Genomic DNA, 23656 nt, shown 5'->3' on the forward strand with positions numbered 1-23656 from the left:
GGAAGGGAGGTCAGCTGCGGAAGGTGTCGTTCAGGGCGATCTGGCCCGAGGCGGGGACGGTCGCGGTGCGGTTGGCGCCGGACTCCCAGGTGACGTTTCCGGCGGCGTCCTTGCGGATGTACTTGTACTCGAAGGCCGTTCCGGCGGGCAGGCCGACGGTGAGCTTCCAGACGGGGTACGCGGCCGGGTCGAGCTTGAGGGCGGCCGCCGGGGACCAGGTGCCGAGTTCGGCGCGGTTGCCGGTGACGTAGATGTCCTGGCCGACCGCGGTGGTGGCGGTGACGTTGAAGGCGGCGCCCGCGGTGGCGGGCGGCGTCGTCGGCGGGGTCGTCGGCGGCGGCGTGGTCGGGGTGGCACCGCCGCAGTTCGTCGCGTTCACGTGCAGGGCCAGGGCCGTGTTGGCGGCGAGGGTGGCCGTGAACTGGCCGGACGCGTTCACCGTCACGGGCCTGTTCGACTGGACGTCGCAGTAGGCGCCGCCGGGCAGCGAGGTCTGGAAGGTGCGGGTGAGCGCCGAGGTCTCGTGGTTGATGGCCACGTACGCCTTGGTGCCGCGGCCGAACGCGATCGCGTTGCTGCCGTTGTCCCACCAGCCGGTGACGGCCTGCCCGCGCGCGGTGTTGCGGAAGGCGACCATGGAGGAGATCTCGCGCCAGGCGTGCTGGCACTTCCAGCCGTCTGCGTAACAGGCGTTCACCTGGCCGCCGTTGGGCGGACCGGCGTCCTTGTCGGTCCACTCGTAGCCGGAGTGGACGTCCGGGGAGCCGTAGGGCCAGGCGAGGGCGAAGACGGAGGCGAGGGTGTAGTTCGCGCCGTCCTTGTAGGAGAGGGTGTCGCCGCCGCGCTCGGTGTCGTGGTTGTCGACGAAGACGCCGGACTGGCCGGAGGGCATGTAGCCCCATGCCTCGCCGAAGTTCTTGAGGTAGGCGAGCTTCTCGCTCTGGAGGACGCGCTTGAGGTCGCGGGCGTAGCGGAACTCCTGGACGTCTCCGCTGCCGAGGTACTCGCTCGGGGAGACGGCCTCGCCGGCGCCGTGGATGGCCTCCTGCTTCCAGTACACGCCGGGGTTGGTGAGCCGCGACTTGATGTTGGCGAGGTCGGCGGCCGGCATGTGCTTGGCGGCGTCGATGCGGAAGCCGTCGACGCCGAGGGAGAGCAGGTCGTTGAGGTAGCCGGCTATCTTCCCGCGGACGTACTCCTCGCCGGTGTCGAGGTCGGGGAGCTGGACGAGTTCGCAGTTCTGGACGTTGCCGCGGTCCTGGTAATTGGAGATCGAGGAGCGGCAGTCGTCCATGTCGGAGCCGGAGTAGAGGCCCGGGTAGTCGTACTTGGAGAACGAGGTCCCGCCCGTTCCCGTGCCGGAGCCGTTCGCCATGTGGTTGATGACGGAGTCGGCCACGACCTTGACGCCGGCCGCATGGCAGGTGTCGACCATGCTCTTGAAGGCGGTGCGGTCGCCGAGACGTCCGGCGATCTTGTAGCTGACGGGCTGGTACGAGGTCCACCACTGGCCGCCCTGGAGGTGTTCCTGGGGCGGGGAGACCTGGACGTATCCGTATCCGGCGGGGCCGAGGCGCTCGGTGCACTCGCGGGCGATGGAGGCGAAGTTCCATTCGAACATCACCGCGGTGACGTCCTTCTCGCCGGGCGGGGCGGCCTGCGCCGGGGCGTTTCCCGTGACGGCCACAGCGGCAGCTCCCGCCGCGAGGGCGAGTGCAGCGGCCACGGTTTTTCTGGCCATGATTCCTCCTGCTGACTTCACTGTCGCAAGAAGTTGCCGAAAACTTCAGCAACTGTTTTCAGCCGTGACCGTACGAGTGCCCCGACGCCCGGTCAACCCTCCGGACACCCCGACGCAAGTTGTTACGAAAGGACTTGCGGCAGCGCTGCCCGGGCGGGCGGCTGTGCCGTGGAGCCGCGCACCACCAGCTCCGGCTGGAAGACGAACTCCGTGCGCTGCACGGGATTCCCCTCGATCTCCTCCAGGAGCGCGCCGACGGCCGCCGTCGCCATGGCCTGGACGGGCTGGCGCACGGTGGACAGCGGCGGGCTGGTGAAGGCGATCAGCGGCGAGTCGTCGAAACCGACGACGGAGACGTCCCCGGGCACGTCGAGGCCCCGGGCCCGGACGGCGCGGATCACGCCGAGCGCCATCAGGTCGGAGCCGCAGACGATGCCGGTGCAGCCCTCGCGGAGCAGGATGTCGGCGGCCGCGTGCCCGCCCTCGACGCCGAAGAGCGTGGGTCTGATGAACCGTTCCGCGTCCGCGCGTTCGACTCCGAGGAGCTCGTACAACTCGGCGGTGAAACCCTCGGCCTTGCGGCGCGAGGGCACGTAACGGGTGGGGCCGATGGCGAGGCCGATGCGCTCGTGGCCGAGCTCGACCAGGTGCCGTACGGCCATGCGGGCCGCCGCCCGGTCGTCCGGGGAGACGAAGTTGGCGTCGATGTGCTCGTTGTAGCCGTTGATGAGGACGTACGGCACGCCCCGGGCGGTCAGCCGGGCGTAGCGGGCCGGGTCGGCGGACGCGTCCGCGTGCAGCCCGGAGAGGAAGACGATGCCGGCCACCCCGCGCTCCACGAGCTGCTCGACGAGCTCGTCCTCGGTGGCGCCGCCGGGCATCTGGGTGCAGAGCACCGGGGTGTAGCCGTGCCCGGCGAGGACCTGTTCGACGACCTGCGCGAACGCCGGGAAGATCGGGTTGGTCAGCTCGGGCACGACGAGCCCGACGAGGCCCGCGCTGCGCCGTTTCAGCCGTACGGGGCGCTCGTAGCCGAGCACGTCGAGCGCCGCGAGCACCTTGTGCCGGGTCGCGCCGGCCACCCCCGCCTTGCCGTTGAGGACCCGGCTGACGGTGGCCTCGCTGACCCCGGACTGGGCCGCGATGTCCGCGAGCCGCGGGGCGCCGTTCCCGGCGCCCCGCGGCAGGGGGATCGTCACACCGCCCACCAGGCGGTGGTGTCGGCGGGCAGGACCGCCTCATCGTCGACGATCGTGATCTCCTCGTTGGAGAGAAGGAACCGGCCGGGCAGCGGGACGGAGATGCCCCGGCCGGTGGTGTTGGCGACGCAGACGAAGCCGTCGCGGCGGAAGGAGAGCACACCCTCGGGTGCCTCCAGCCACTCCACGGCCTCGCCCGCGCCGAGTCCGGGCTGTGCGCGCCGCACGGCGAGCGCACTGCGGTACAGCTCCAGGGTGGAGCCGGGGTCGCCGGTCTGCGCCTCGACGCTCAGACCGCCCCAGGTGGTGGGCTGCGGCAGCCAGGAGCCGCCGTCGCCGAAGCCGTACGAGCTGCCCTCGACGGTCCACGGGATCGGCACCCGGCAGCCGTCGCGGAAGCCGTCCTGGCCGGACGCCCGCCAGAACGACGGGTCCTGGCGGACCTCGTCGGGCAGGTCGGTGACGTCCGGCAGGCCGAGCTCCTCGCCCTGGTAGACGTACGCCGAGCCGGGCAGCGCCAGCATGAGCAACGTCGCCGCGCGGGCCCGGCGCAGGCCGAGTTCGCGGTCGCCGGGCTCACGGAGCTGGGTGCCGAGGCCCGCCGGGTTGGCGAAGCGGGTGGCGTGCCGGGTGACGTCGTGGTTGGAGAGCACCCAGGTGGTGGGGGCGCCGACCGGGCGCATCGCTTCGAGCGATTCGTCGATGCCGCGGCGCAGCTCGGCGGCGTCCCAGTGGGTGCCCAGGTACTGGAAGTTGAAGGCCTGGTGCATCTCGTCGGGGCGCACGTAGTTCGCGGTGCGCTCGACGGTGGGGGTCCAGGCCTCGGCGACGAGGACGCGCTCCCCGTCGTACTCGGAGAGCACCTTCCGCCAGGAGCGGTAGATCTCGTGGACGCCGTCCTGGTCGAAGAACGGCATGACGTCGTTGCCGAGCAGCTTCAGCTGGTCGTGGGCGCCGAGGTCGGGCAGGCCCTCGGCCTTGACCAGGCCGTGGGCGACGTCGACGCGGAAGCCGTCGACGCCCATGTCGAGCCAGAAGCGCAGGATCGAGCGGAACTCGTCGCGTACGGCGGGGTGTTCCCAGTTGAAGTCGGGCTGCTCCGGGGCGAAGAGGTGGAGGTACCAGTCGCCGGGGGTGCCGTCCGGGTTCTCGGTGCGGGTCCAGGCCGGGCCGCCGAAGATGGACTCCCAGTCGTTGGGCGGCAGTTCGCCGTTCTCGCCCTTGCCGGGGCGGAAGTGGTAGCGCTCGCGCAGCACCGACCCGGGGCCCTCGCGCAGGGCGCGCTGGAACCACTCGTGCTGGTCGGAGGAATGGTTGGGGACCAGGTCGACGATGATGCGCAGGCCCAGTTCGTGGGCCTCGCGGATCACGGCGTCGGCGTCGAGGAGCGAGCCGAACATGGGGTCGATGGCCCGGTAGTCGGCGACGTCGTAACCGGCGTCGGCCTGCGGCGAGGCGTAGAACGGGGAGAGCCAGACGGCGTCGACGCCGAGTTCCTTGAGGTACGGCAGCCGGCTGCGGATGCCCTCCAGGTCGCCCATGCCGTCACCGTTGCCGTCGGCGAAGCTGCGCGGGTAGACCTGGTAGATCACCGCGTCTCTCCACCAGCCCGTGTGCGTGCCGGTGGTCGGGGCGTCGGCCGGGGTGGCGAGATGCTGGGTCATGTCTTCCCTGGGAGGTAAGGAGAGGCGTACAGAGGTGCGTACAGAAGGCGGGCGCAGGGCCGTCAGCCCTTGACGGCACCGGCGGACATGCCGGTGACCAGGTGCCGCTGGGCGACGAGGAACACCAGGGCGGCGGGGACGGCGATGAGCACGGAGGCCGCGGCCATCGGGCCCCACTGGGCGCCGTACTGGTTGACGAACTTCTGCAGTCCGCCGGCCAGGGTGAGGTTCTCGTCGCCGACCATGAAGGCGGAGGCGTAGGCGACCTCGCCCCAGGCGGTGATGAAGGAGTAGAAGGCGGTGACGGCGATGCCCGGCTTCGCGAGCGGCAGGATCAGCCGCCAGAACGTGCCGAACGGGTTGAGGCCGTCGACGTAGCCGGACTCGTCGATCTCGCGCGGGATGGTGTCGAAGAAGCCCTTCATCATCCACGCGCAGAACGGGACGGCGATGGTCAGGTACGTGATGACCAGGCCGGCCGGCTGGTTGAGCAGGCCCATCGACGCCATGATGTTGTAGATCGGCACGATCAGGACGGCGACCGGGAACATCTGGGTGATGAGCAGCGTCCACATCAGGCCGCGCTTGCCGGGGAAGCGGAAGCGGCTGACGGCGTAGCCCGTGGTGGCGGAGATGAAGACGCCGACGACGGTGGTGAGACCGGCGACCAGCAGCGAGTTGCCGAACCAGGTGAGGAACGGGGTGTCCCTCAGCAGGTTCGTGTAGTTCTCGAGCGTCGTCTCCTTGAAGAAGTCCGTGGTGATCGCGTACTTGGCCGGCTTGAGCGAGGTCAGCAGGACCCACAGCACGGGGAAGACGGCGATCACGGACGCCACGATCAGTGTGACGTGCAGCGCGACCGAGGCGAACGGCGAACGACGGCCGCGGAGGGGCGTGTTGGCCGGAGCCCGGTGGGCGGGGGCCGCGGCCCGGCGGGTGGGCGTCGTGGTCGTGGTCGTCACCAGACTTCTCCCTGCTTGCGGAGGACTCGCCGGTAGACCGCGGCGAAGAGCATCAGGAGGACGAGGATGAGCACGCCCCACGTGGACGACTGGGCGAAGTCGCGCGGACTGACCTCGAAGGAGAACTTGTAGGCCTGGGTGACGAGGATCTGAGTGGCCTCGCCGGGCCCGCCCCGGGTGAGCAGGAAGATCACCGGGAACATGTTGAAGGTCCAGATGGTCGACAACAGGATCACCGTCGTCGACACCGAGCGCAGCCCGGGCATGGTGATGTGCCGGAAGCGCTGCCAGGCGCTGGCGCCGTCCATCTCTGCGGCCTCGTACAGCTCGCCGGGGATGGACTGGAGCCCGCCGAGGAGGGCGACCATCATGAAGGGGATGCCGAGCCAGACGTTGACGGCGATGACCGAGAACTTGGCCCAGGTCGGGTCGTTGAGCCACGGGACGGCGTCGATGCCGCCGCCCGCGAGGATCTTGTTGAGCAGGCCGTTGTCCTGGTTGTAGAGGAAGCGCCAGGCGAAGACGGAGACGAAGCCGGGCACGGCCCAGGGCAGGATCAGCAGCAGCCGGTAGAAGGAGCGGCCGGCGATCCTGCGGTTGAGGATGTTGGCGAGGGCCAGGCCGAGGGCGAAGGTGATCGAGACACAGGACACCGTCCACACCAGCGTCCAGCCCAGGGTAGAGAGGAACTGGGTGCCCGTGAGCGCGTCGACGTAGTTGTCGAGACCGACGAACTCGTAGCTCGACGGGATGTGGTTGACGCCGATGGACCGCTCGACGTTCCGCTCGTTCGCGTCGGTCAGCGACAGGTAGATGCCGCGGACCAGCGGGTAACCGATGATCACGCCGATCACGACGATCACGGGGGCGACCATCGCCCAGGCGTACCAGTAGGTGGAGAGGGAGCGCTTCGCCGCGCCCCGGGGCTTACCAGTTCCGCGGCTCCGGCCGGGGGCGACAGAGTCGCCCGCGGCCTTCGCCACCGACTGGCTGGGGGTGTCCACAGCCATCAGCCGGCCTGCCTTCCTTCTTTTACTTCCAGTCCTTCAGGAGCTTGCGGTAGGCGTCGCCCGTCGCCTTCGCTCCCTTGTCCGGGGTGGTCTGGCCGGTGAGGACCTTGGTGTACTCGGTGACGAGCGGCGCGAAGAGGCTGCCGGTCTCCGGGATCCACGGGCGCTCGACGGCCTTGTCGACGACCGGCTTGAAGAAGGTGATCATCTCGTTGGTCGCGACGTCCGGCTTGATGTAGACGGACTCACGGGTCGGGAGGAGGCTGAGCTCCTTCGCGACCGTCGCCTGGGTCTCGGCCGAGGTCATGTACTCGGCGAAGGCGTAGGAGGCGTCGAGGTTCTTGGAGCCCGCGTAGACGGCGAGGTTGTGACCGCCCTGCGGGGCGCCCTGGCTGGCCGAACCGGCCGGCACCGGGGCGATGCCCAGGTTGGCCTTGTCGGTGAACTCCTTGCCGGCGAAGGTGTCGGCGACGGCCCAGGGGCCGTTGATCATCATGGCGACCTTGCCGTCCTTGAAGGCCGTCTGCATGTTGTTCCAGCCGTCGGTGGCGTCGGTCTTGGCCGCACCGGAGTCGACCAGGTCCTTGACGACCGTGAAGGCCTTCACGCCGGCGGGGTTGTCGACGGTGATCGTCTTCTTCTCGGCGTCGACGAGGTCGCCGCCCTCGCCGTAGAGGAAGGAGAGGAACCAGTAGGCGTCGTCGCCGCGCAGGTAGAGGCCGGGGTTGCCGGTCTTCTGCTTGATCTTGGCGGAGACGGTCTTGAGCTCGTCGATGGTCTTGGGGACCTCGACGCCGGCCTCCTTGAAGATCTTCTTGTTGTAGAAGATGCCCATGGAGTCGATGACCTGCGGGACCGCGTAGGTCTTGCCCTTGTACTGGGTGGAGGCGGCGGCCTGCTTCAGGAAGTCCTCGGACTCCTTGAGGGCGGGGGTGCCGTCGAGCGGGGCGAGGTAGCCGAGGTCCGCGAACTCGGGGGTCCAGGCGACCTCGGAGCGGATGACGTCGGGGGCGCCGGAGCCGGACTGCGCGGCGTTCTTGAACTTGTTCTGCGCCTCACCGAACGGCACGTTCACGTACTTGACGGTGACCTTGGGGTGCTTCTTCTTGAAGTCCTCGGCGACCTTCTTGAAGACCTTGTCCTCGGAGCCGACCGTGGAGGTGTCCCACCAGGTCACCGTGCCGGAGAGCTCGCCCGAGCTCTTCGAGCCGCCGTCCGAACCGCTGTCACTACCGCACGCCGCCAGGGTCACGCCCAGGGCCGCGACCAGCGCGGTGGCCGCTATGCCACGCCGCATGTGAACTCCTTCGAAGATCCCGGGGGGACGAGGGGCTGGAACCTTCCTCATGCGACCGCTCCCTCGCGGCGCTCCGGGTTGCCAGGAACGTAACAGGGATGAAAACGAGCCGAAAGACCTTGCGAGAACTTTCTGCAAGGACCGGGGATCGTTACATCCACGTGTCCCTAAGGTTGCCGTCGAATCGCTTGACAGCAGCTGACACACGCCCCCTGCGCGCCGTACGCCCCCGCGCGCACGCCCCGGGCACACCACGCACGCCCCGCAAAACCTGCAAGACCTTGCGGAGTGGCTTGCATCACGCGGGCGTCATCCGTGCGGTGGGCAATACGCCCCGTGACCGGTACAGTCCATCCTCATGACCGCGCGGCTCTCCGACATCGCAGCCCAGGCGGGGGTCAGTGAGGCCACAGTCAGCCGCGTGCTCAACGGCAAGCCCGGTGTGGCCGGGGCCACCCGCGAATCCGTCCTTGCCGCGCTCGACGTGCTCGGCTACGAGCGGCCCGTACGACTGCGCCAGCGCAGCGCGGGGCTCGTCGGCCTCATCACCCCCGAACTGGACAACCCGATCTTCCCCGCGCTCGCGCAGGTCATCGGGCAGGCCCTGACCCGGCAGGGATACACCCCGGTGCTCGCCACCCAGACCCCCGGCGGGTCCACCGAGGACGAGCTCACCGACATGCTGGTGGAACGGGGCGTCGCCGGCATCATCTTCGTCTCCGGACTGCACGCCGACACCACCGCCGACATGACGCGCTACGACCAGCTGCGCGGCAAGGGTGTCCCGTACGTCCTCCTCAACGGCTTCTCCCCCAAGGTGCAGGCGCCCTTCGTCTCCCCCGACGACCGGGCCGCGATGCGGCTGGCGGTGACGCACCTGGCCGCGCTCGGGCACACCAGGATCGGGCTCGCCGTCGGACCGAAGCGGTTCGTGCCGGTGCTCCGCAAGATAGAGGGCTTCCAGCAGGGCATGGAGGAGCGGCTCGGGCTCGGCTTCGAGGAGTCCGAGGCGCTGATCCAGCACTCCCTCTACACCCTGGAGGGCGGCCAGGCCGCGGCCGGGGCGCTGATCTCCCGCGGCTGTACGGCGGTGGTCTGCGCGAGCGACATGATGGCGCTCGGCGCGATCCGGGCCGCGCGGCAGCAGGGGCTCGACGTGCCGAGGGACGTCTCCGTCGTCGGTTTCGACGACTCTCCCCTCATAGCGTTCACCGATCCGCCGCTGACCACCATCCGGCAGCCCGTGCAGGCGATGGGGCAGGCGGCGGTCCGCGCGCTGCTCGAAGAGGTCGGGGGCACTCCCGCCCCGCACTCCGAGTTCGTCTTCATGCCCGAGCTGGTCGTCCGCGGTTCGACCGCCTCGGCCCCGCCGGCCGCGCGCGCCTGACCCCGTGCGCGTCTGACCCCTCGGGCGCCTGACCCCGTGCACGCCTGACCCCGTACCCGCCTGACCCCGTACCCGACCCCTACGGCACCCCCCTTACGACCTCCTTCCTGAGGTGGACCGGGTGCGCTCCGAACCCGTCCGGGGGATGATCGGTCGGGGGGCAGGCATCTGGCAGACTCTCTCCCTATGGGTGAAACGACCGTGAAGAGTTTGGACGACCGGACGACCCCGTCGTCACCCATCGTGACCGACGGCAGGTTCGCACGCCTGCGTGCGCGCGCGCCCCGGCGACCCACGATCTGGTTCGAGATCCTGCTCATCGCGGTGAGCTACTGGACGTACTCGCTCATCCGCAACGCGGTACCGGAGCAGAAGACCCAGGCGCTCAAGAACGCCGACTGGATCTGGCAGGCGGAGGAGTCCCTCGGCCTGGCCTTCGAGCACGCCGTCAACCACGCCGTGAACTCGGTGACGTGGCTGATCGTGTCGATGAACTACTACTACGCGACGCTGCACTTCATCGTGACCATCGGTGTGCTCGTGTGGCTGTACCGATGGCACCCGGGCCGTTACGCGGCGTTCCGTACCGTCCTGTTCGCCACCACCGGTGTGGCCCTGGTCGGTTACTACCTGTACCCGCTCGCGCCGCCCCGGCTCATGAACGGCCAGGACTTCGTCGACACGGTGCTCGTCCACCACACCTGGGGCTCGATGGCCTCGGGCAACCTCAAGCACGTGTCGAACCAGTACGCGGCGATGCCGTCGATGCACATCGGCTGGTCCCTCTGGTGCGGCCTGACGATCTTCCTCCTGGCCAAGGCGCCCTGGGCGAAGATCCTGGGCCTGCTCTACCCGACGGCGACCCTCGTCGTGATCGTCGCCACCGCGAACCACTTCTGGCTGGACGCGGTCGGCGGCATGATCTGCCTCGCCTTCGGTTTCCTCGTCTCGTACTTCTGGTACGGCTCCCGCCCGCACCGCCTGCCCAAGCTGGTCGAGCCGATGCCCGGCGCGGTGACGCGGAGCGGCCCGCCCCCGAAGGTGGAGGCGGACCGCGAGGACGCGAAGGCCGAGGCGCTCGATGCGGCCGCAGTGACGGATGGGACCGAGAAGGCCGATACGGAGCGCTCGGTCAGTTCCCGTAGGTGATCCGGCCGCCGGCGACCGTGAGACGGATCGGGGCGCTCTCCGTCTCGCCCGCCGGGGCCTGCACCGGGTCCACCGCGAAAGCGGTCAGATCGGCGCGGCAGCCCGGGGTGATCCGGCCCGCGACCTGCTCCTCCCCCGCCGCGACCGCCGCGTGCGTGGTCATGCCCTCCAGGGCCATCAGGCCCGTGAGCCCGTGCCGGGCCGAGGCGGCGCCGCGCGGGGCCTGTGCGGTGGCGAGGACCTGCCGGGCGTCGTAGTGGGCGATGGGCCAGTCCGAGCCGAGCGCGAGATACGCCCCGGCGTCCCGCAGGTCACGGCAGCGCCAGGCGCGGGCCGCCCGCTCCTCGCCGAGCCGCTTGGACCACTCGTCGGTGTGGTCGGCGCGGGTGTACGCGGTGTGCGGGGGCTGCATCGAGGCGACGACGCCGAGCGCGGCGAAGCGCCCGAGCTGGTCGTCGGGGACCGTCTCGATGTGCTCGATGCGGTGGCGGGGACCACCCGCGCCGAGGCCTTCCACCGTGTCGAGGACGTGCCGTACGGCGGCGTCGCCGATGGCGTGGGTGGCGGTGCCGACCCCGGCGCGGTGGAGACGGCGTACAGCGGCGGAGTACGCGGCCGGGTCCGGCCAGAAGGCATCGGTGCCCCGGCCGTGGCAGTCGGCGTGTTCCAGCCAGGCGGTGCCGCCCTCGACGGTGCCGTCCATGAAGAACTTCACGCCCCCGATCGCCCACATCCGTCCGGCCCGCCCCTGGAGCTCCACGAACCCGTCCAGCTCCTCCTCGGTGGCACCGGGCATGCACCAGGGGGCGAGACGGAGGCGCAGCGGCAGCTCACCGCCCTCCTCCAGGGCGGTGAGCAGACCGGGTACGTCGTGTCCGCCGAGGTCCATGACGTGGGCGGAGGTGAGTCCGGTGGCGGCCATGCCGGTGAGCAGGTCGACGAGCCGGTCGCGGCGCTCGGCGTACGGCTGGGTGGGCAGGACCGGGGTCATCAGGTCCATGGCGGCGTGCTCGACCAGATGGCCGGTGGGGCGCCCGTCGGCGTCGCAGACGATCTCGGAGTGCTGGGCGAAGGCGCGCGGGCCGTCGATGCCGGCGGCCTTGAGGGCGGCCGCACTGGCCAGGACCGAGTGACCGTCGTAGAGGCGGAGGTGGGCGGGGGCGCCGTCGAGGACGTCCTCGATCAGGTCGCGATGGACGGGGCGGCCGCCGAAGGCGTTGTGGTCGAGGCCGAAGCCGATGATCCAGCCGTCGCGGCGCTCGGCGCCGCGGAGGGCGGCCCGAAGTTCGTCGAGGTCCCTGACGCCGGACAGGTCGGTGCCGGTGAACATCTCCAGGCCCCAGACGGGGTGACTGTGGGCGTCGGTGAGGCCGGGTGTGAGGGTGGCACCGCCGAGGTCGACGACCTGGGTGCCGGGGCCGCGCCAGGCGCGGGCGTCGGTGGCGTCGCCGAGGGCGGTGATCAGTCCGTCGCGGACGGCGACAGCGGTGTGGCCGCTCGGTTCGGGGGTGCGGACGCGGGCGTCGACGAGGAGGAGGTCGGGGGCTGCGGACACGAGGGGTCGGCTCCTTCGGCGTGCGGGTGGGGGTGCGGCTCGGCGTGCGGCTCTGTGGGCGGCTCTTCGGCGAAGTGGGCGTAGACCTCGGGGCGCGTGCGGCGCAGCCGGTACGCGAGGAGGAGCCCCAGGGCGAGGACGGTGGGGACGACGGCGACGAGGACCGTGTTGACGGTCGGGGACGCGCCGGTGAAGAGCGCGACCTTGGAGGCGACGAGCCAGATCGCCACGGCGAGCAGGGCTGCGGCGGCGACGGGGGCGACGAGGGTGCGCAGGGCGCCCTCCTGGTGCGGGACGCGCCGGAAGTAGCGCACGACGGCGAGGGCGGCGAGCAGCATCAGCGCCATGAGCCCGAGCATCCCGGGGGTGTTCACCCAGAGCAGCAGCTGGGTGTACGGGTCGGCGCCGGCGGCCGCGAAGCCGAGGACGACGCCCGCGCCGAGCACGGTCTGGGTGAGGCCCGCGACGTACGGGGAGCGGTGGCGGGGGTGGATCCGGCCGAGGGCGGCGGGCAGAACACCCTCCTCGGCGAGGGCGAGGCCGTAGCGGTTGATCGCGTTGTGGAAGGCGAGCAGCGAGGCGATGATGCTGGTCACGATGAACACGTGCATCAGGTCGGCGGCCCAGGGGCCCACGTAGGTGGTGATGGCGGCGAAGAACAGTCCGCCGGTGTCGCCGGCGGCGGCCGCGACGACCTGGTCGTCGCCGAAGGCCTGGATCACGGTCCAGACGACGAAGGCGTAGAACAGGCCGAGGAAGGCGACCGCGATGTAGGTGGCGCGGGGGATGGTGCGGGCGGGGTCGCGGGCCTCGCGGCGGTAGATCACGGTGGACTCGAAGCCGGTGAAGGCCGAGAAGGCGAAGGCGAGTACGGCCGCCGTGCCGGGCACGAGGACGTTGCCGGGGGCGAAGGAGGCGAGGGAGAGCCCGTCGGCGCCGCCCTTGAGGAGCACGCCGCCGGCGAGGAGGACGAGTATGCCGGTCTCGGCGACGAGCAGGACGCCGAGCACCTTGGCGCCGAAGTCGATGGAGCGGTAGCCGCCGTACCAGATGAGCACCAGGCCGGCGAGGGCGATCGGAAGCCAGGGCAGGTCGACGCCCCACAGGGCGTCGGCGGTGTCGGCGGTGGCGGAGCCGAGGAGCCCGTAGACGCCGATCTCCATGCCGTTGTAGCCGACCATGGCGACGAGCGCGGCGGCGATGCCGAGCGGTTTGCCGAGCCCTTGGGCGATGTACGCGTAGAAGGCGCCGCCGCTGCGGACGTGGCGGCTCATGGTGGTGAAGCCGACGGCGAAGATCGCCAGGGTGATGCCGGCGAGGAGGTAGCCGGCCGGGGCGCCGATGCCGCCGAGGACGAGGGCGATGGGGGCGACGCCGGCCATCACGGTGAGGGGTGCGGCGGCGGAGACGACGAAGAAGGAGATGTCGGCGGTGGTGAGGGTGCCGGTGCGCAGGCCGGGCGGCTTGTCGGAGGTGCTGGAGGACATGCGGGAGAAGCCCTTCTCGTAAACCTAAAGGCTTTCGGTTGGCGCAATGTAGCCTCGTGCCCAACGATTCGGGAAGACCTGAACAGCGGGAGAACGTCCATGGGCCGGCCGCACAAGCCCCTCCTCGACCGGGCGCGCATCACCACCACGGCGCTCGAACTCGTCGACGAGCAGGGCGACTTCAGCGTCCCGCAGATCGCGCGACGACTCGGGGTGCAGACGGCGTCGGTGTACCACCATGTGGACGGCAGGGACGGCATCGTGGAGCTGCTGCGGGAGCGGGTCTGTGCCGCCATCGACGGCGGCACGCTCGTCGGGCAGCCCTGGGACGCGGCCTTCACCGCCTGGGCGCGCTCCTACCGGGCCGCCTTCGCCGCCCACCCGAAGGCGATCCCGCTGCTCACCGGCTCACCGGTGCGCGCCCCCCGGGTCCTTGAGCAGTACGAGCAGGCGGTCGCCCTCCTCCTCGACGCGGGCTTCGCCCTCCCGGACGTCATGCCGGTGATCATCGCCCTGGAGAACCTGGTCCTGGGCTCGGCCCTCGACATGGCCGCCCCGGAGGCGATGTGGGAGCTGGCCGACGACACGGCGACCCCGCGCCTCGCGCGGGCCCTGGCCGCCTTCCCCGAGGGCGGCCGCACCGACACCGCCTTCGAACTGGCCCTGGCCGGCTACCTGGCCCACATCCGGGGCATGCCGGACAGGGCGTAGGGCGTGCCTTGTGGATCAGGCCGGACCTAGGCCGGGCAGGGGCCGGCACTCGTCGCCCGCCGGCCGGGCCCGGGCGCGGGCACGGGCCGGCACTCGTCGCCCGCACGGTCGGCACCATGGGGCCTACGCCCCGTAGAACAGCTCCTCGACGACCGCCCTGGCCCGGCGGGTGATGCGCCGGTAGTCGTCGACCATCTCGCCGACATGGCCGGCCTCGTACCCCAAGTACCGCCCGACCGCCGCGAGTTCGCGCGGGTCAGAAGGGAAGGTGTCGCCGGGGCGGCCGCGGACCAGCATCACCGCGTTGCGGACGCGGGTGGCGAGGACCCACGCCTCGTCCAGGGTCTGCGCCTCCTCCGTCGGGATGAGGCCGGCCGCGTGCGCCGCCCCGAGCGCCTCGCGGGTACGGGTCGTCCGCAGCCCCGACTCCACCCAGCCGTGCCGCATCTGGAGCAGCTGGACCGTCCATTCGACGTCGCTCAGGCCGCCGCGCCCCAGCTTGGCGTGGAGCGTCGGGTCGGCGCCGCGCGGCAGCCGCTCGGACTCCATCCGGGCCTTGAGGCGGCGGATCTCGCGGACTGCGTCCTCGCCGAGACCCTCGGCCGGGTAGCGCAGCGGGTCGACGAGTTCGAGGAAGCGGTCCCCCAGCTCGCGGTCGCCCGCGATGGGTTCGGCGCGCAGCAGCGCCTGGCTCTCCCAGACGAGGGACCAGCGGTGGTAGTAGGCCGCGTACGACTTCAGCGTACGGACCAGGGGACCGCTCTTGCCCTCCGGCCTGAGGTCCGCGTCGATCAGCAACGGCGGGTCGGCCGTGGGGAGTTGGAGGAGCCTCCGCATCTCGGCGACCACCCGGCCGGCGGCCCTGGCCGCCTCCTGCTCGTCGACGCCCTCGCGCGGCTCGTGCACGAACAGGACGTCGGCGTCGGAGCCGTACCCCACCTCGTGACCGCCGAAGCGGCCCATGCCGATGACCGTGAACCGGGTGGGCAGTTCGTCGCCCCACTCGGCGCGGACGGCGGCCCGCAGGGCGCCCGCGATGGTCGCCGCGTTGAGGTCGGTGACGGCCTCCCCCACCCGGTCGACCAAGGCGCCCGGGTCGGGTTCGCGCGGGCTGTCCTCGGTGCCGTACGAGCCGATGAGATCGGCCGCGGCGGTACGGAACAGCTCCCTGCGGCGCACCCCGCGGGCGGCCGCGACCGCCTGCTCGGCGTCGGCCGCGCGGCCCACCGCCGCCAGGACCTCCTGCTCCAGATGCTCCCGGCCGCGCGGCTTGAGCCCCTCCGGGTCGCCGAGCAGCGCGACCGCCTCGGGGGCGCGCAGCAGCAGGTCGGGGGCGAGGCGTCCGGCGGAGAGGACCCGGGCGAGGTTCTCGGCGGCGGCACCCTCGTCCCGGAGCAGCCGCAGGTACCAGGGGGTCTTGCCGAGGGCGTCGGAGACCTTGCGGAAGCCGAGCAGGCCGGCGTCCGGGTCGGCCGAGTCCGCGAACCAGCCGAGCAGCACGGGGAGCAGGGTCCGCTGGATCGCGGCCTTCCGGCTCACTCCGGAGGACAGCGCCTCCAGGTGGCGCAGGGCGGCGGCGGGGTCCTCGTAACCCAGCGCTTCGAGCCGCTGTCCGGCCGCCTTCGGGCTGAGCCGGATCTCGCCGGGAGCGAGCTGGGCGACCGCGTCGAGCAGCGGGCGGTAGAAGATCTTCTCGTGCAGCCGGCGGACGACGGCCGCGTGCCGCTTCCACTCCTTGTTGAGCGCGGCGACCGGGTCGGTGCGCAGCCCGAGCGAACGGCCGAGGCGGCGCAGGTCGGTCTCGTCCTCGGGGACGAGGTGGGTGCGGCGCAGCCGGTACAGCTGGATGCGGTGCTCCATGGCCCGCAGGAAGCGGTAGGCCTCGTCGAGCTGGGAGGCGTCGGCGCGCCCGACGTAGCCGCCGGCGGCGAGGGCGGCGAGCGCGTCGAGGGTGGTGCCGCTGTGCAGCGTGGCGTCACTGCGGCCGTGCACCAGCTGGAGGAGCTGGACGGCGAACTCGACGTCCCGCAGGCCGCCGGGGCCGAGCTTGAGCTCGCGGTCGACCTGGGCGGCGGGGATGTTGTCGACGACCCGGCGGCGCATCTTCTGCACGTCGGGGACGAAGTTCTCGCGCTCGGCGGCCTGCCAGACGAGCGGGGAGACGGCGTCGATGTACTGGGCGCCGAGCTCCGGGTCCCCCGCCACCGCGCGCGCCTTGAGCAGGGCCTGGAACTCCCAGGTCTTCGCCCAGCGCTGGTAGTACGCGAGGTGGGAGGAGAGCGTACGGACGAGGGGGCCGTTGCGGCCCTCGGGGCGCAGATTGGCGTCGACCGGCCAGATGGTGCCCTCGACGGTGGTCTCCGAGCAGATCCGCATGAGGTGCGAGGCGAGGCGGGTCGCGGCCTGGAGGGCCTTGCCCTCGTCGGCGCCCTCGACCGGCTCCCCCACGAAGATCACGTCCACGTCGGAGACGTAGTTGAGCTCGTGGCCGCCGCACTTGCCCATCGCGATCACGGCGAGCCGGCACATGGCGGCGTCGGCGGGCGCGGCGGTCCGGGCGATGGCGAGCGCCGCCCGCAGGGTCGCCGTCGCCAGGTCGGCGAGCTCGGCGGCGGCCTGGGCGACATCGGTGGTGCCGCACACGTCACGGGCCGCTATGGCCAGCAGACACCGGCGGTAGGAGACCCGCAGTGACACCGCGTCGACGGCATCGGCGAGGCCCTGCTCGAATTCGGCGACCCCGGGGTGCAGGTCGGCGGCCTCGTACGTGACGAGGGACTCCCAGTCGCGCGGGTGCCGGGCCAGGTGGTCGGCGAGCGCCTCGGAGGCGCCGAGCACCCCGAGGAGCCGGTCCCGGAACGGCTTGGCGGCGAGCAGGGTGGCCGTGAAGGTCTGCCGCTCGGTCTCGGGCTGCGCCTCGGCGAGGCGGACGAGGCCGCGCAGGGCGAGGTCGGGGTCGGCGGTGGCGCCGAGGGCGTCGAGGAGGACGGAGTCACCGCGCAGGGCGGACAGCTCGGGCACGTCCAGGAGCCGCTCTGCCCCGGAGGGGTCGGTGAATCCGTGCCGCAACAGACGTGAGAACGTGCTGCTCCTGCGTCCCGGCACCGTCATTCCGCCGCTCCCTCCGAGCAGGTCCGCCCCGGGGTGGAGCCGAGGTGGATCGAGCCTATCCGGAGCGGTGGACGGGGGCGTTCAGGCCTTCGGTTCGCAGCGGATCACACGTGATGTCTCGCACATTGATCGCTTTTCGAGGCCGATGAACCGTATTTCTTGAAAGTCCGTCTTGCTCGGGGCGGACACTTCCGCCTGCCCGAACCCGTTCCGCCCTGCCCGCACCACGCCTCTTCCGCCTGCCCGAACCATGTGTCTCTCCGCCCGCCCGAACCACCTCTGTCGAAAGCGCGCCGCCGAACATGCCCGTCCGTCCCCGCCGCCGTCTCCTCCCGTTCCGCCGCAGGACCGTCTCCACGGCGGTGACGGCCGTCCTGGTGAGCGGCACCTTCGCCGGGCTGCTCTCGGTGACGGGGGCGCCGAGCACACCGGAGGCACACGCGGCGGCGGAAGCGAAGGCCCCGAAGCCTCCGTCCCCGACGGCTTCGTCACCGGAGCCTTCGTCCCCGGCGCCGGTGCGGGCTCCCGCCGCCGTTCCGCAGGCCAAGGCCCCCGCGTCCGTGGTCCAGGTCGTCGCCCACCCGGACGACGACCTGTTCTTCATGAACCCGGACATATCCCAGACCCTGCACTCCGGCACCCCCCTGACCTCGGTCTATCTCACGGCCGGTGAGTCGGACGGTGTCAACGCGCGCCCGCACGACGCCGCCGACGCCGAGCCCGACAAGGCGGGCTACGCCGAGGCCCGGCAGAACGGCATCCGGGCCGCGTACGCCGAAATGGTGACCGGCAGCCGGACCAGCCCCTGGGACCGCGTGGCGATCCCCACGGCCGGCGGCGGAACGGCCGAGATGGACACCCTGCGCGCGAAGCCGCGGGTCAGGCTGGTGTGGCTGCAGATCCGCGAGGCGGGCTCGATCAGCGACGACCGCCCGCACAGCCTCAACGGTCTCTGGCACGGCCGGATCGACGCGCTCGAATCCCAGCGCTCCTCCGGCACCCCGGTCGCCGCCGACTTCACGTACACGAAGGACCAGGTCGTGGCCACGGTCGCCGGGCTGCTCGACCGGTTCCGGCCGACCTTCGTCCGCATGCAGGACCCGAGCCCGGGCACGTACCCGGACACGGGGAAGCTCCGGGACCACCAGGACCACCTGTACGGGGCGCGGTTCACACAGGCCGCGCTCGCCCGGTACGCGGAGGTGCCCGGGCATCCGCACGTCGTCGTGCAGAACTACCTCGGCTACCCCACCAGCCTCCTGCCGCACACCCTCGACCCCGAGACTGCAGGCGCCAAGCTGAAGACCCTGGAGACCTACGCCTGGCTCGACGGGGTCAACGACTGCGGGACCGCCGCGGGCTGCGGCGACCTGAAGGTGGCCGCGCGGCCCGGCGGGCGCGGCTGGACCGCGACCGTGCGGTACGCCCGGGGCACCTCCACCTCCTGGGTGCAGCGGGACCCGGCCGGCGGGCTGTACGCCTTCTCCGTGCTCGACGGCCATCTCGCGGCCTGGCGGAAGCCGGCGGACGGCGGCGCGTGGCGCGGCCCGACGCTGCTGCCCGGCGGCGGCCTGGACAGCGGGGTCACGTCGGTGACGCTGCCCGACGGCCGTATCGCGGTCTACGGCACCCGGACGGTGCTCGCGGCCGGCCCGGCGGGCTACCACCGGGAAGTGGTGACCACCGAGCAGGCGGCGCCCGGCGGTGTCTTCGGCGCGTGGCGTTCGCTCGGAACCCCCGAGAAGGACGACGCGAGCGGCACCTCGGACATCAGCGCGCCCGCCGTGACCGTGGGCGGCGACGGCCGGGCGACCCTGCTCCTGCGGGACAGCCGGCACCGGCTGACCGCCCGCGAGCAGGGCGCGGACGGCGGCTGGGGGCCGTGGCGGGTGCTCGGCGGCAGGGACGTGTACGGCGACCCGGTCGCGGCGACGGACGGGACGGGCCGGGGGTACGTCTTCGCGAGCACCCCGAGCACCGTCCTCGCGTGGGCGCAGCAGCACCCCGGCGGGCCGCTGACCGGCCCCGTACGGACCGGGCTCCCGCCGACGACCCTGGCGCTGAGCGCGAGCGCGGCGCCGGACGGCGACGGTGTACGGCTCTGGTTCCGCAAGCCGGCCTCCGGCGACCTGCGCAGCGCCGACTTCTCGGGCGTGGGCCCGGTCTCCCCGGTCACGGAGCTGCCGGGCGGCGTGGCGGGCTTCGGCCCGGTGAGCGGCGGCGACGGGCTGCTCGCGGTCCGGTCCCGTACCGGCTTCCTGGCGACGGCGCCGCACGGCAGGGCGGGGACGGGGCCGGTGTGGACGCTGGAGAAGTTCCTGTTCGCGGGGGCGCCGGACGCGGGGACGGACGGGGTGGCGGCGATCGGTCTGGACGGCCGTCTGCACTGGACGCCTGCGGACCGATGAGTTCCGCGGGCCGGGCCGGTCGTTATCCGTGGACCCGCGGGTGGAGGTAGCCGCGGGCACAGGTGGCCGTCGGCGCGGGTAGCCGTCGGCGTACGCGACGAAGGGAACGGCGATGAAACCGCAGACTGCCCTCGATCCCCGGTACAGCGACGACAAGGCGGGCCCGGTGCCCTGGTCGGAGGCCGAGGCACGGCTCGCGGCGGCCGAGGTCTTCTGGCTGACGACCGTACGGCCCGACAACCGCCCGCACGTGACCCCGCTGATCGCCGTCTGGTCGGAGGGCGCGCTCCACTTCTGCACCGGCCCCGACGAGCGCAAGGCCCGCAACCTGGCGGGCAACCCCTCCGTGGTCCTCACGACGGGCACGCCCGCGCTCGGCGAGGGCTTCGACCTGGTGGTCGAGGGCGAGGCGGCACGGGTGACCGACGAGGACCGGCTGGCGGCGCTCGTGGAGGCGTACGTCGAGAAGTACGGCGAGGACTGGCGCTTCGACGTGCGCGACGGGGCGTTCCAGGGGGACGGTGGTACGGCCCTGGTGTTCGCGGTCGCGCCTCGCACGGCCTTCGGCTTCACCAAGGGCGACCCCTTCGGACAGACCCGCTGGCGTTTCTGAGGAGATCACCCGTGAACTGGACACTGGAAGTCGTCCCGGTCCCCGTCACCGACATGGACCGGGCGAAGGAGTTCTACGGCGAGAAGTGCGGCTTCACGATCGACCTCGACGACGAGGTGGCGCCGGGCATGCGCATCATCCAGGCGACGCCGCCGGGCTCGCGCTGTTCGATCGCGATGCTGAGGGGGATGCCGCCGATGCCGGGCACGAAGGACATGGCACCGGGCACCCTGCAGGGCCTCCAGCTCTGTGTCACGGACATCGAGGCGGCACGGAAGGAACTGGTGGACCGGGGTGTCGACGCGTCGCCGATCCGGCACGTGGGGGCGACGGGCTGGGAGGACGGCAAGGGCGAGACCTGGAACTCCTTCATGACCTTCGAGGACCCGGACGGGAACGGCTGGGTCGTCCAGGAGGCCCCGTCGGAACTGTCGGAGCGTTGAGGGCGGCGATGTCCTCGGGCGCCCAGTGGCCGGCCGCGCCGGGGCGGGCCGCGAGATAGGCCGCCACCTCGGCGGGCCGCCACGCCCCGGTGTCGCCGAGCCCGGCCACGAGGTGCCGCAGATAGGCGGCGGAAGGCCGGCGGAGCCCGTCCGCCGCCGGCATCGGCCAGGGCGCGGTGAAGGTGAGCACGGGAACGCGGTCGATGTGGCCCGGGCAGACGAGGGTCTCGTACCGTCCGGGTCCGAGGACGCACCGGCCGGTGGCGAGGACCTCGGTCAGATCGAGGTCGGTGCCGGGCTCGCGGTACATCTCCTGGGCGGCGATGTCGGAGAACTGACCGGCCGTGAGGAGATGTGCGACGGCCCACGCGGTGCCGTCCGCCCCCGGGTCGTAGAACGCCCGGCCCCCGGTCCACACGGCCGACTCGGTCGCGAAGTACACCTGCCCGGTCAGCACGACGGCCACGGACCGGTCGGGCCCCCGCGGGTCCCGGCACCCGGGAAACTCCCGCGCGCCCCCGGCCGGCCGGCCCCCGGCGAGATAACAACCGAGGCGGTCGGCATGCATGTTGGAGCCGTAGGCGGCGTACCAGACGCGGGGACGGGGTTCCGGCATGGAACCCGACGCTAGCGCGGACGGACCGTCACACCTAGAACCCCAGGTAGAAGTGCCGGAGCTGCTCGTCCTCCGCCACGCACGGCATCCCGGCGGCCTCCATCACCCGATGGGAGGCGGGATTGTCCAGGTCGGCGTCGCCCTTCACCCCGGAGACACCGGCCCGCCGGGCGATCTCGAGGAGCGCCCGCAGCGCCTCGGAGGCGTACCCCCTGCCGCGCGCGGAAGGCACGAGCCCGTACCCCACGGTGACGACCCCGATCTCGTCGGGCGGCCCGTGGAACCCGATCCCCCCAACGGTGACCCCGCTCTCCGCGAGCCGTATCCCGTACCCCCGGAACACCCCCGGATCCCCCCGCTCGGCAACCCCCCGCAGAAACCCGGTGGCCGCACGAACGTCCCCGTCCCCGGGATACCCCTCTTCCCACAGCTCCCCGGTCCCGGGCTCCCGAGCGACGATGCGCTCGGCCTCGGCAACGGTCAACGGATGGAGCAGGAGCCGCTCGGTGGCGACGGATTCGATCTTCACGGGCGTGAGTGTGGACCACCGGTCAGGGACCGGGCAAAGGGATTACTCCGCGAGCGAGGGAAGGCCCTCAGGCGGCCCACGCCCGCCGGGACGGCTCAGGGCCGGCGGTCGTCGACCGTCGGCCCTGAGTGGCGGTTCCGGGATCTGCCGGGTCCGAGCCGGGCTTACAGCACCGGGAGGTTCTTGCGGAGTTCGAAGGCGGTGACCTCGCTCCGGTACTCCTCCCACTCCTGCTTCTTGTTGCGGAGGAAGAAGTCGAAGACGTGCTCGCCCAGCGTCTCCGCCACCAGTTCGCTCTTCTCCATCAGGGCGATCGCCTCTCCCAGGTTCTGCGGGAGCGGTTCGATGCCCATCGCCCGGCGTTCCGCGTCGGAGAGGGCCCAGACGTCGTCGTCGGCGCCGGCCGGGAGTTCGTAGCCCTCTTCGATGCCCTTGAGGCCGGCGGCGAGGAGGACCGCGTAGGTGAGGTAGGGGTTGGCGCCCGAGTCGATGGAGCGGACCTCGACGCGGGAGGAGCCCGTCTTGCCCGGCTTGTACATGGGGACGCGGATCAGGGCCGAGCGGTTGTTGTGGCCCCAGCAGATGTACGAGGGGGCCTCGCCGCCCGAGCCGGCCGTGCGGGACGAGCCGCCCCAGATGCGCTTGTACGAGTTGACCCACTGGTTGGTGACCGCGGAGATCTCGCCCGCGTGCTTCAGGAGGCCCGCGATGAAGGAACGGCCGACCTTCGAGAGCTGGTACTCGGCGCCCGACTCGTAGAAAGCGTTCCGGTCGCCCTCGAAGAGGGACAGGTGGGTGTGCATCCCCGAGCCCGGGTAGTCCGAGAACGGCTTCGGCATGAAGGTGGCCTGGACGCCCTGCTCCAGAGCGACCTGCTTCATGACCAGGCGGAAGGTCATGATGTTGTCCGCCGTGGAGAGCGCGTCCGCGTAACGGAGGTCGATCTCCTGCTGGCCCGGCGCGCCCTCGTGGTGGCTGAACTCCACCGAGATGCCCATCGATTCGAGCATCGTGATCGCCTGGCGGCGGAAGTCCATCCCCACGTTCTGCGGGGTGTGGTCGAAGTAGCCCGAGTTGTCCGCCGGGGTGGGGCGGGTGCCGTCGAGCGGCTTGTCCTTGAGGAGGAAGAACTCGATCTCGGGGTGCGTGTAGAAGGTGAAGCCCAGATCCGAGGTCTTGGCCAGCGCCCGCTTCAGGACGTAGCGCGGGTCCGCGAACGACGGCGAACCGTCCGGCATCAGGATGTCGCAGAACATCCGCGCCGTCCCCGGCGCCTCGGCACGCCACGGCAGGATCTGGAAGGTCCCCGGGTCCGGCTTGGCGATCATGTCCGACTCGTATACACGGGCGAAGCCCTCGATCGCGGAGCCGTCGAAACCGATGCCCTCGTCGAAGGCCTGCTCAAGCTCGGCGGGCGCCACGGCCACCGACTTGAGGAAGCCGAGCACGTCGGTGAACCACAGACGTACGAAGCGGATGTCGCGCTCCTCGAGCGTACGGAGCACAAATTCCTGCTGCTTGTCCATTTCCACACCCATCCTCGCTGGTCAGGCCGCCTGCTCCCACCGCCTCGGGCAACATCGGGGGGCACCTGAGCATCCCACCACATGGTTTCGCGCACGTTGCACACCCATAGTGCCTGCTCGGGTGTGACTCAGGTAACGCGGGAAGGGTCGCATTCGGGTGTCTGTTCGCCGCTCCGCTGCCCTCCCGTCGGTACCGGGTGGTACCCCGTTCGGCCCACAGAGCCCCCGCGCCCACTACGATCTCCGCC

18 protein-coding genes are annotated in these 23656 nt (G+C 71.5%); 6 read left to right on the forward strand and 12 right to left on the reverse strand.

The genetic code is table 11. The features are described from left to right. Positions 1 to 10 precede the first annotated feature (10 nt). From OG462_RS14290 to OG462_RS14315, 6 genes are all read right to left on the reverse strand, one after another. Positions 11 to 1741, reverse strand: coding sequence for a carbohydrate-binding module family 20 domain-containing protein (locus tag OG462_RS14290; protein ID WP_406057809.1), 1731 nt, complete (start codon positions 1739 to 1741; stop codon positions 11 to 13). A 122-nt stretch (positions 1742 to 1863) separates the two neighbouring features. Further along, positions 1864 to 2949 (reverse strand): LacI family DNA-binding transcriptional regulator, encoded by a 1086-nt coding sequence (locus tag OG462_RS14295; protein WP_406057810.1) that lies wholly within the window; start codon positions 2947 to 2949, stop codon positions 1864 to 1866. Further along, positions 2937 to 4604 carry a glycoside hydrolase family 13 protein gene (locus OG462_RS14300; protein WP_406057811.1) on the reverse strand — a complete coding sequence of 556 codons (1668 nt, stop codon included), beginning with the start codon at positions 4602 to 4604 and terminating at the stop codon, positions 2937 to 2939. The genes OG462_RS14295 and OG462_RS14300 overlap by 13 nt, the downstream gene beginning before the upstream one ends. Positions 4605 to 4666: 62 nt before the next feature. Next, a complete protein-coding gene (locus tag OG462_RS14305; RefSeq protein WP_406057812.1) occupies positions 4667 to 5566 on the reverse strand; it encodes a sugar ABC transporter permease in 900 nt (299 codons plus the stop codon). Then, a complete protein-coding gene (locus OG462_RS14310; protein ID WP_406057813.1) occupies positions 5563 to 6576 on the reverse strand; it encodes a carbohydrate ABC transporter permease in 1014 nt (337 codons plus the stop codon). Before OG462_RS14310 ends, OG462_RS14305 begins: the two co-directional genes overlap by 4 nt. Before the next feature lie 22 nt (positions 6577 to 6598). Then, positions 6599 to 7873, reverse strand: coding sequence for an extracellular solute-binding protein (locus OG462_RS14315; protein WP_406057814.1), 1275 nt, complete (start codon positions 7871 to 7873; stop codon positions 6599 to 6601). A gap of 358 nt (positions 7874 to 8231) precedes the next feature. Between OG462_RS14315 and OG462_RS14320 the strand changes: the two genes are divergently transcribed. After that, on the forward strand, positions 8232 to 9260 hold the full coding sequence (locus tag OG462_RS14320; RefSeq protein WP_266965325.1) for a LacI family DNA-binding transcriptional regulator: 1029 nt from the start codon (positions 8232 to 8234) through the stop codon (positions 9258 to 9260). Between the two features lie 186 nt (positions 9261 to 9446). Continuing rightward, positions 9447 to 10409 (forward strand): phosphatase PAP2 family protein, encoded by a 963-nt coding sequence (locus OG462_RS14325; protein WP_406057815.1) that lies wholly within the window; start codon positions 9447 to 9449, stop codon positions 10407 to 10409. Here the strand turns inward: OG462_RS14325 and OG462_RS14330 are convergent. Then, the gene (locus OG462_RS14330) at positions 10393 to 11964 is read right to left on the reverse strand and encodes an amidohydrolase (protein ID WP_406057816.1); all 1572 of its coding nucleotides are present in this window, start codon (positions 11962 to 11964) and stop codon (positions 10393 to 10395) included. The two genes, OG462_RS14325 and OG462_RS14330, sit on opposite strands and share 17 nt — an antisense overlap. Then, positions 11871 to 13451 carry an APC family permease gene (locus OG462_RS14335; RefSeq protein WP_406057817.1) on the reverse strand — a complete coding sequence of 527 codons (1581 nt, stop codon included), beginning with the start codon at positions 13449 to 13451 and terminating at the stop codon, positions 11871 to 11873. The genes OG462_RS14330 and OG462_RS14335 overlap by 94 nt, the downstream gene beginning before the upstream one ends. 99 nt (positions 13452 to 13550) lie before the next feature. Here OG462_RS14335 and OG462_RS14340 point away from each other — a divergent pair, with 99 nt between their 5' ends. Then, complete coding sequence (locus tag OG462_RS14340; protein WP_406057818.1) at positions 13551 to 14162, forward strand: TetR/AcrR family transcriptional regulator; 612 nt, start codon at positions 13551 to 13553, stop codon at positions 14160 to 14162. Positions 14163 to 14285: 123 nt separating this feature from the next. Here OG462_RS14340 and OG462_RS14345 read toward each other — a convergent pair whose 3' ends face one another. After that, positions 14286 to 17273 carry a bifunctional [glutamine synthetase] adenylyltransferase/[glutamine synthetase]-adenylyl-L-tyrosine phosphorylase gene (locus OG462_RS14345; RefSeq protein ID WP_406057819.1) on the reverse strand — a complete coding sequence of 996 codons (2988 nt, stop codon included), beginning with the start codon at positions 17271 to 17273 and terminating at the stop codon, positions 14286 to 14288. A gap of 302 nt (positions 17274 to 17575) precedes the next feature. On the opposite strand from OG462_RS14345, the gene OG462_RS14350 reads away from it, so the two are divergent. From OG462_RS14350 to OG462_RS14360, 3 genes are all read left to right on the forward strand, one after another. Beyond that, the gene (locus OG462_RS14350; protein WP_406057820.1) at positions 17576 to 19681 is read left to right on the forward strand and encodes a PIG-L family deacetylase; all 2106 of its coding nucleotides are present in this window, start codon (positions 17576 to 17578) and stop codon (positions 19679 to 19681) included. Between the two features lie 112 nt (positions 19682 to 19793). Continuing rightward, positions 19794 to 20294, forward strand: a complete 501-nt coding sequence (locus tag OG462_RS14355; RefSeq protein ID WP_406057821.1) for a pyridoxamine 5'-phosphate oxidase family protein — start codon at positions 19794 to 19796, stop codon at positions 20292 to 20294. A gap of 11 nt (positions 20295 to 20305) precedes the next feature. Then, positions 20306 to 20737: a VOC family protein gene (locus OG462_RS14360; RefSeq protein WP_406057822.1), complete on the forward strand. Its 432-nt coding sequence runs from the start codon at positions 20306 to 20308 to the stop codon at positions 20735 to 20737. Here OG462_RS14360 and OG462_RS14365 read toward each other — a convergent pair. The 3 genes from OG462_RS14365 to OG462_RS14375 all read right to left on the reverse strand — a co-directional run bounded on the left by OG462_RS14365 (position 20664) and on the right by OG462_RS14375 (position 23408). Next, a complete protein-coding gene (locus OG462_RS14365) occupies positions 20664 to 21353 on the reverse strand; it encodes a histone deacetylase (RefSeq protein ID WP_406057823.1) in 690 nt (229 codons plus the stop codon). The two genes, OG462_RS14360 and OG462_RS14365, sit on opposite strands and share 74 nt — an antisense overlap. 34 nt (positions 21354 to 21387) lie before the next feature. After that, entirely contained in the window at positions 21388 to 21882 is a 495-nt protein-coding gene (locus OG462_RS14370) for a GNAT family N-acetyltransferase (RefSeq protein WP_406057824.1), read from the reverse strand. A gap of 164 nt (positions 21883 to 22046) precedes the next feature. Next, on the reverse strand, positions 22047 to 23408 hold the full coding sequence (locus OG462_RS14375) for a glutamine synthetase family protein (RefSeq protein WP_015033133.1): 1362 nt from the start codon (positions 23406 to 23408) through the stop codon (positions 22047 to 22049). Between the last annotated feature and the right edge of the window lie 248 nt (positions 23409 to 23656).

It is taken from the genome of Streptomyces sp. NBC_01077 (assembly GCF_045162855.1).
GTDB lineage: Bacteria > Actinomycetota > Actinomycetes > Streptomycetales > Streptomycetaceae > Streptomyces.

What these genes read in the sequence shown, in the direction of transcription:
- OG462_RS14310 (WP_406057813.1), bottom strand. Translation starts at nt 6,576, where the DNA reads ATGGCTGTGGACACCCCCAGCCAGTCGGTGGCGAAGGCCGCGGGCGAC.
- OG462_RS14300 (WP_406057811.1), bottom strand. Translation starts at nt 4,604, where the DNA reads ATGACCCAGCATCTCGCCACCCCGGCCGACGCCCCGACCACCGGCACG.
- OG462_RS14355 (WP_406057821.1), top strand. Translation starts at nt 19,794, where the DNA reads ATGAAACCGCAGACTGCCCTCGATCCCCGGTACAGCGACGACAAGGCG.
- OG462_RS14350 (WP_406057820.1), top strand. Translation starts at nt 17,576, where the DNA reads ATGCCCGTCCGTCCCCGCCGCCGTCTCCTCCCGTTCCGCCGCAGGACC.
- OG462_RS14345 (WP_406057819.1), bottom strand. Translation starts at nt 17,273, where the DNA reads ATGACGGTGCCGGGACGCAGGAGCAGCACGTTCTCACGTCTGTTGCGG.
- OG462_RS14290 (WP_406057809.1), bottom strand. Translation starts at nt 1,741, where the DNA reads ATGGCCAGAAAAACCGTGGCCGCTGCACTCGCCCTCGCGGCGGGAGCT.
- OG462_RS14365 (WP_406057823.1), bottom strand. Translation starts at nt 21,353, where the DNA reads ATGCCGGAACCCCGTCCCCGCGTCTGGTACGCCGCCTACGGCTCCAAC.
- OG462_RS14335 (WP_406057817.1), bottom strand. Translation starts at nt 13,451, where the DNA reads ATGTCCTCCAGCACCTCCGACAAGCCGCCCGGCCTGCGCACCGGCACC.
- OG462_RS14375 (WP_015033133.1), bottom strand. Translation starts at nt 23,408, where the DNA reads ATGGACAAGCAGCAGGAATTTGTGCTCCGTACGCTCGAGGAGCGCGAC.
- OG462_RS14315 (WP_406057814.1), bottom strand. Translation starts at nt 7,873, where the DNA reads ATGCGGCGTGGCATAGCGGCCACCGCGCTGGTCGCGGCCCTGGGCGTG.
- OG462_RS14325 (WP_406057815.1), top strand. Translation starts at nt 9,447, where the DNA reads ATGGGTGAAACGACCGTGAAGAGTTTGGACGACCGGACGACCCCGTCG.
- OG462_RS14320 (WP_266965325.1), top strand. Translation starts at nt 8,232, where the DNA reads ATGACCGCGCGGCTCTCCGACATCGCAGCCCAGGCGGGGGTCAGTGAG.
- OG462_RS14340 (WP_406057818.1), top strand. Translation starts at nt 13,551, where the DNA reads ATGGGCCGGCCGCACAAGCCCCTCCTCGACCGGGCGCGCATCACCACC.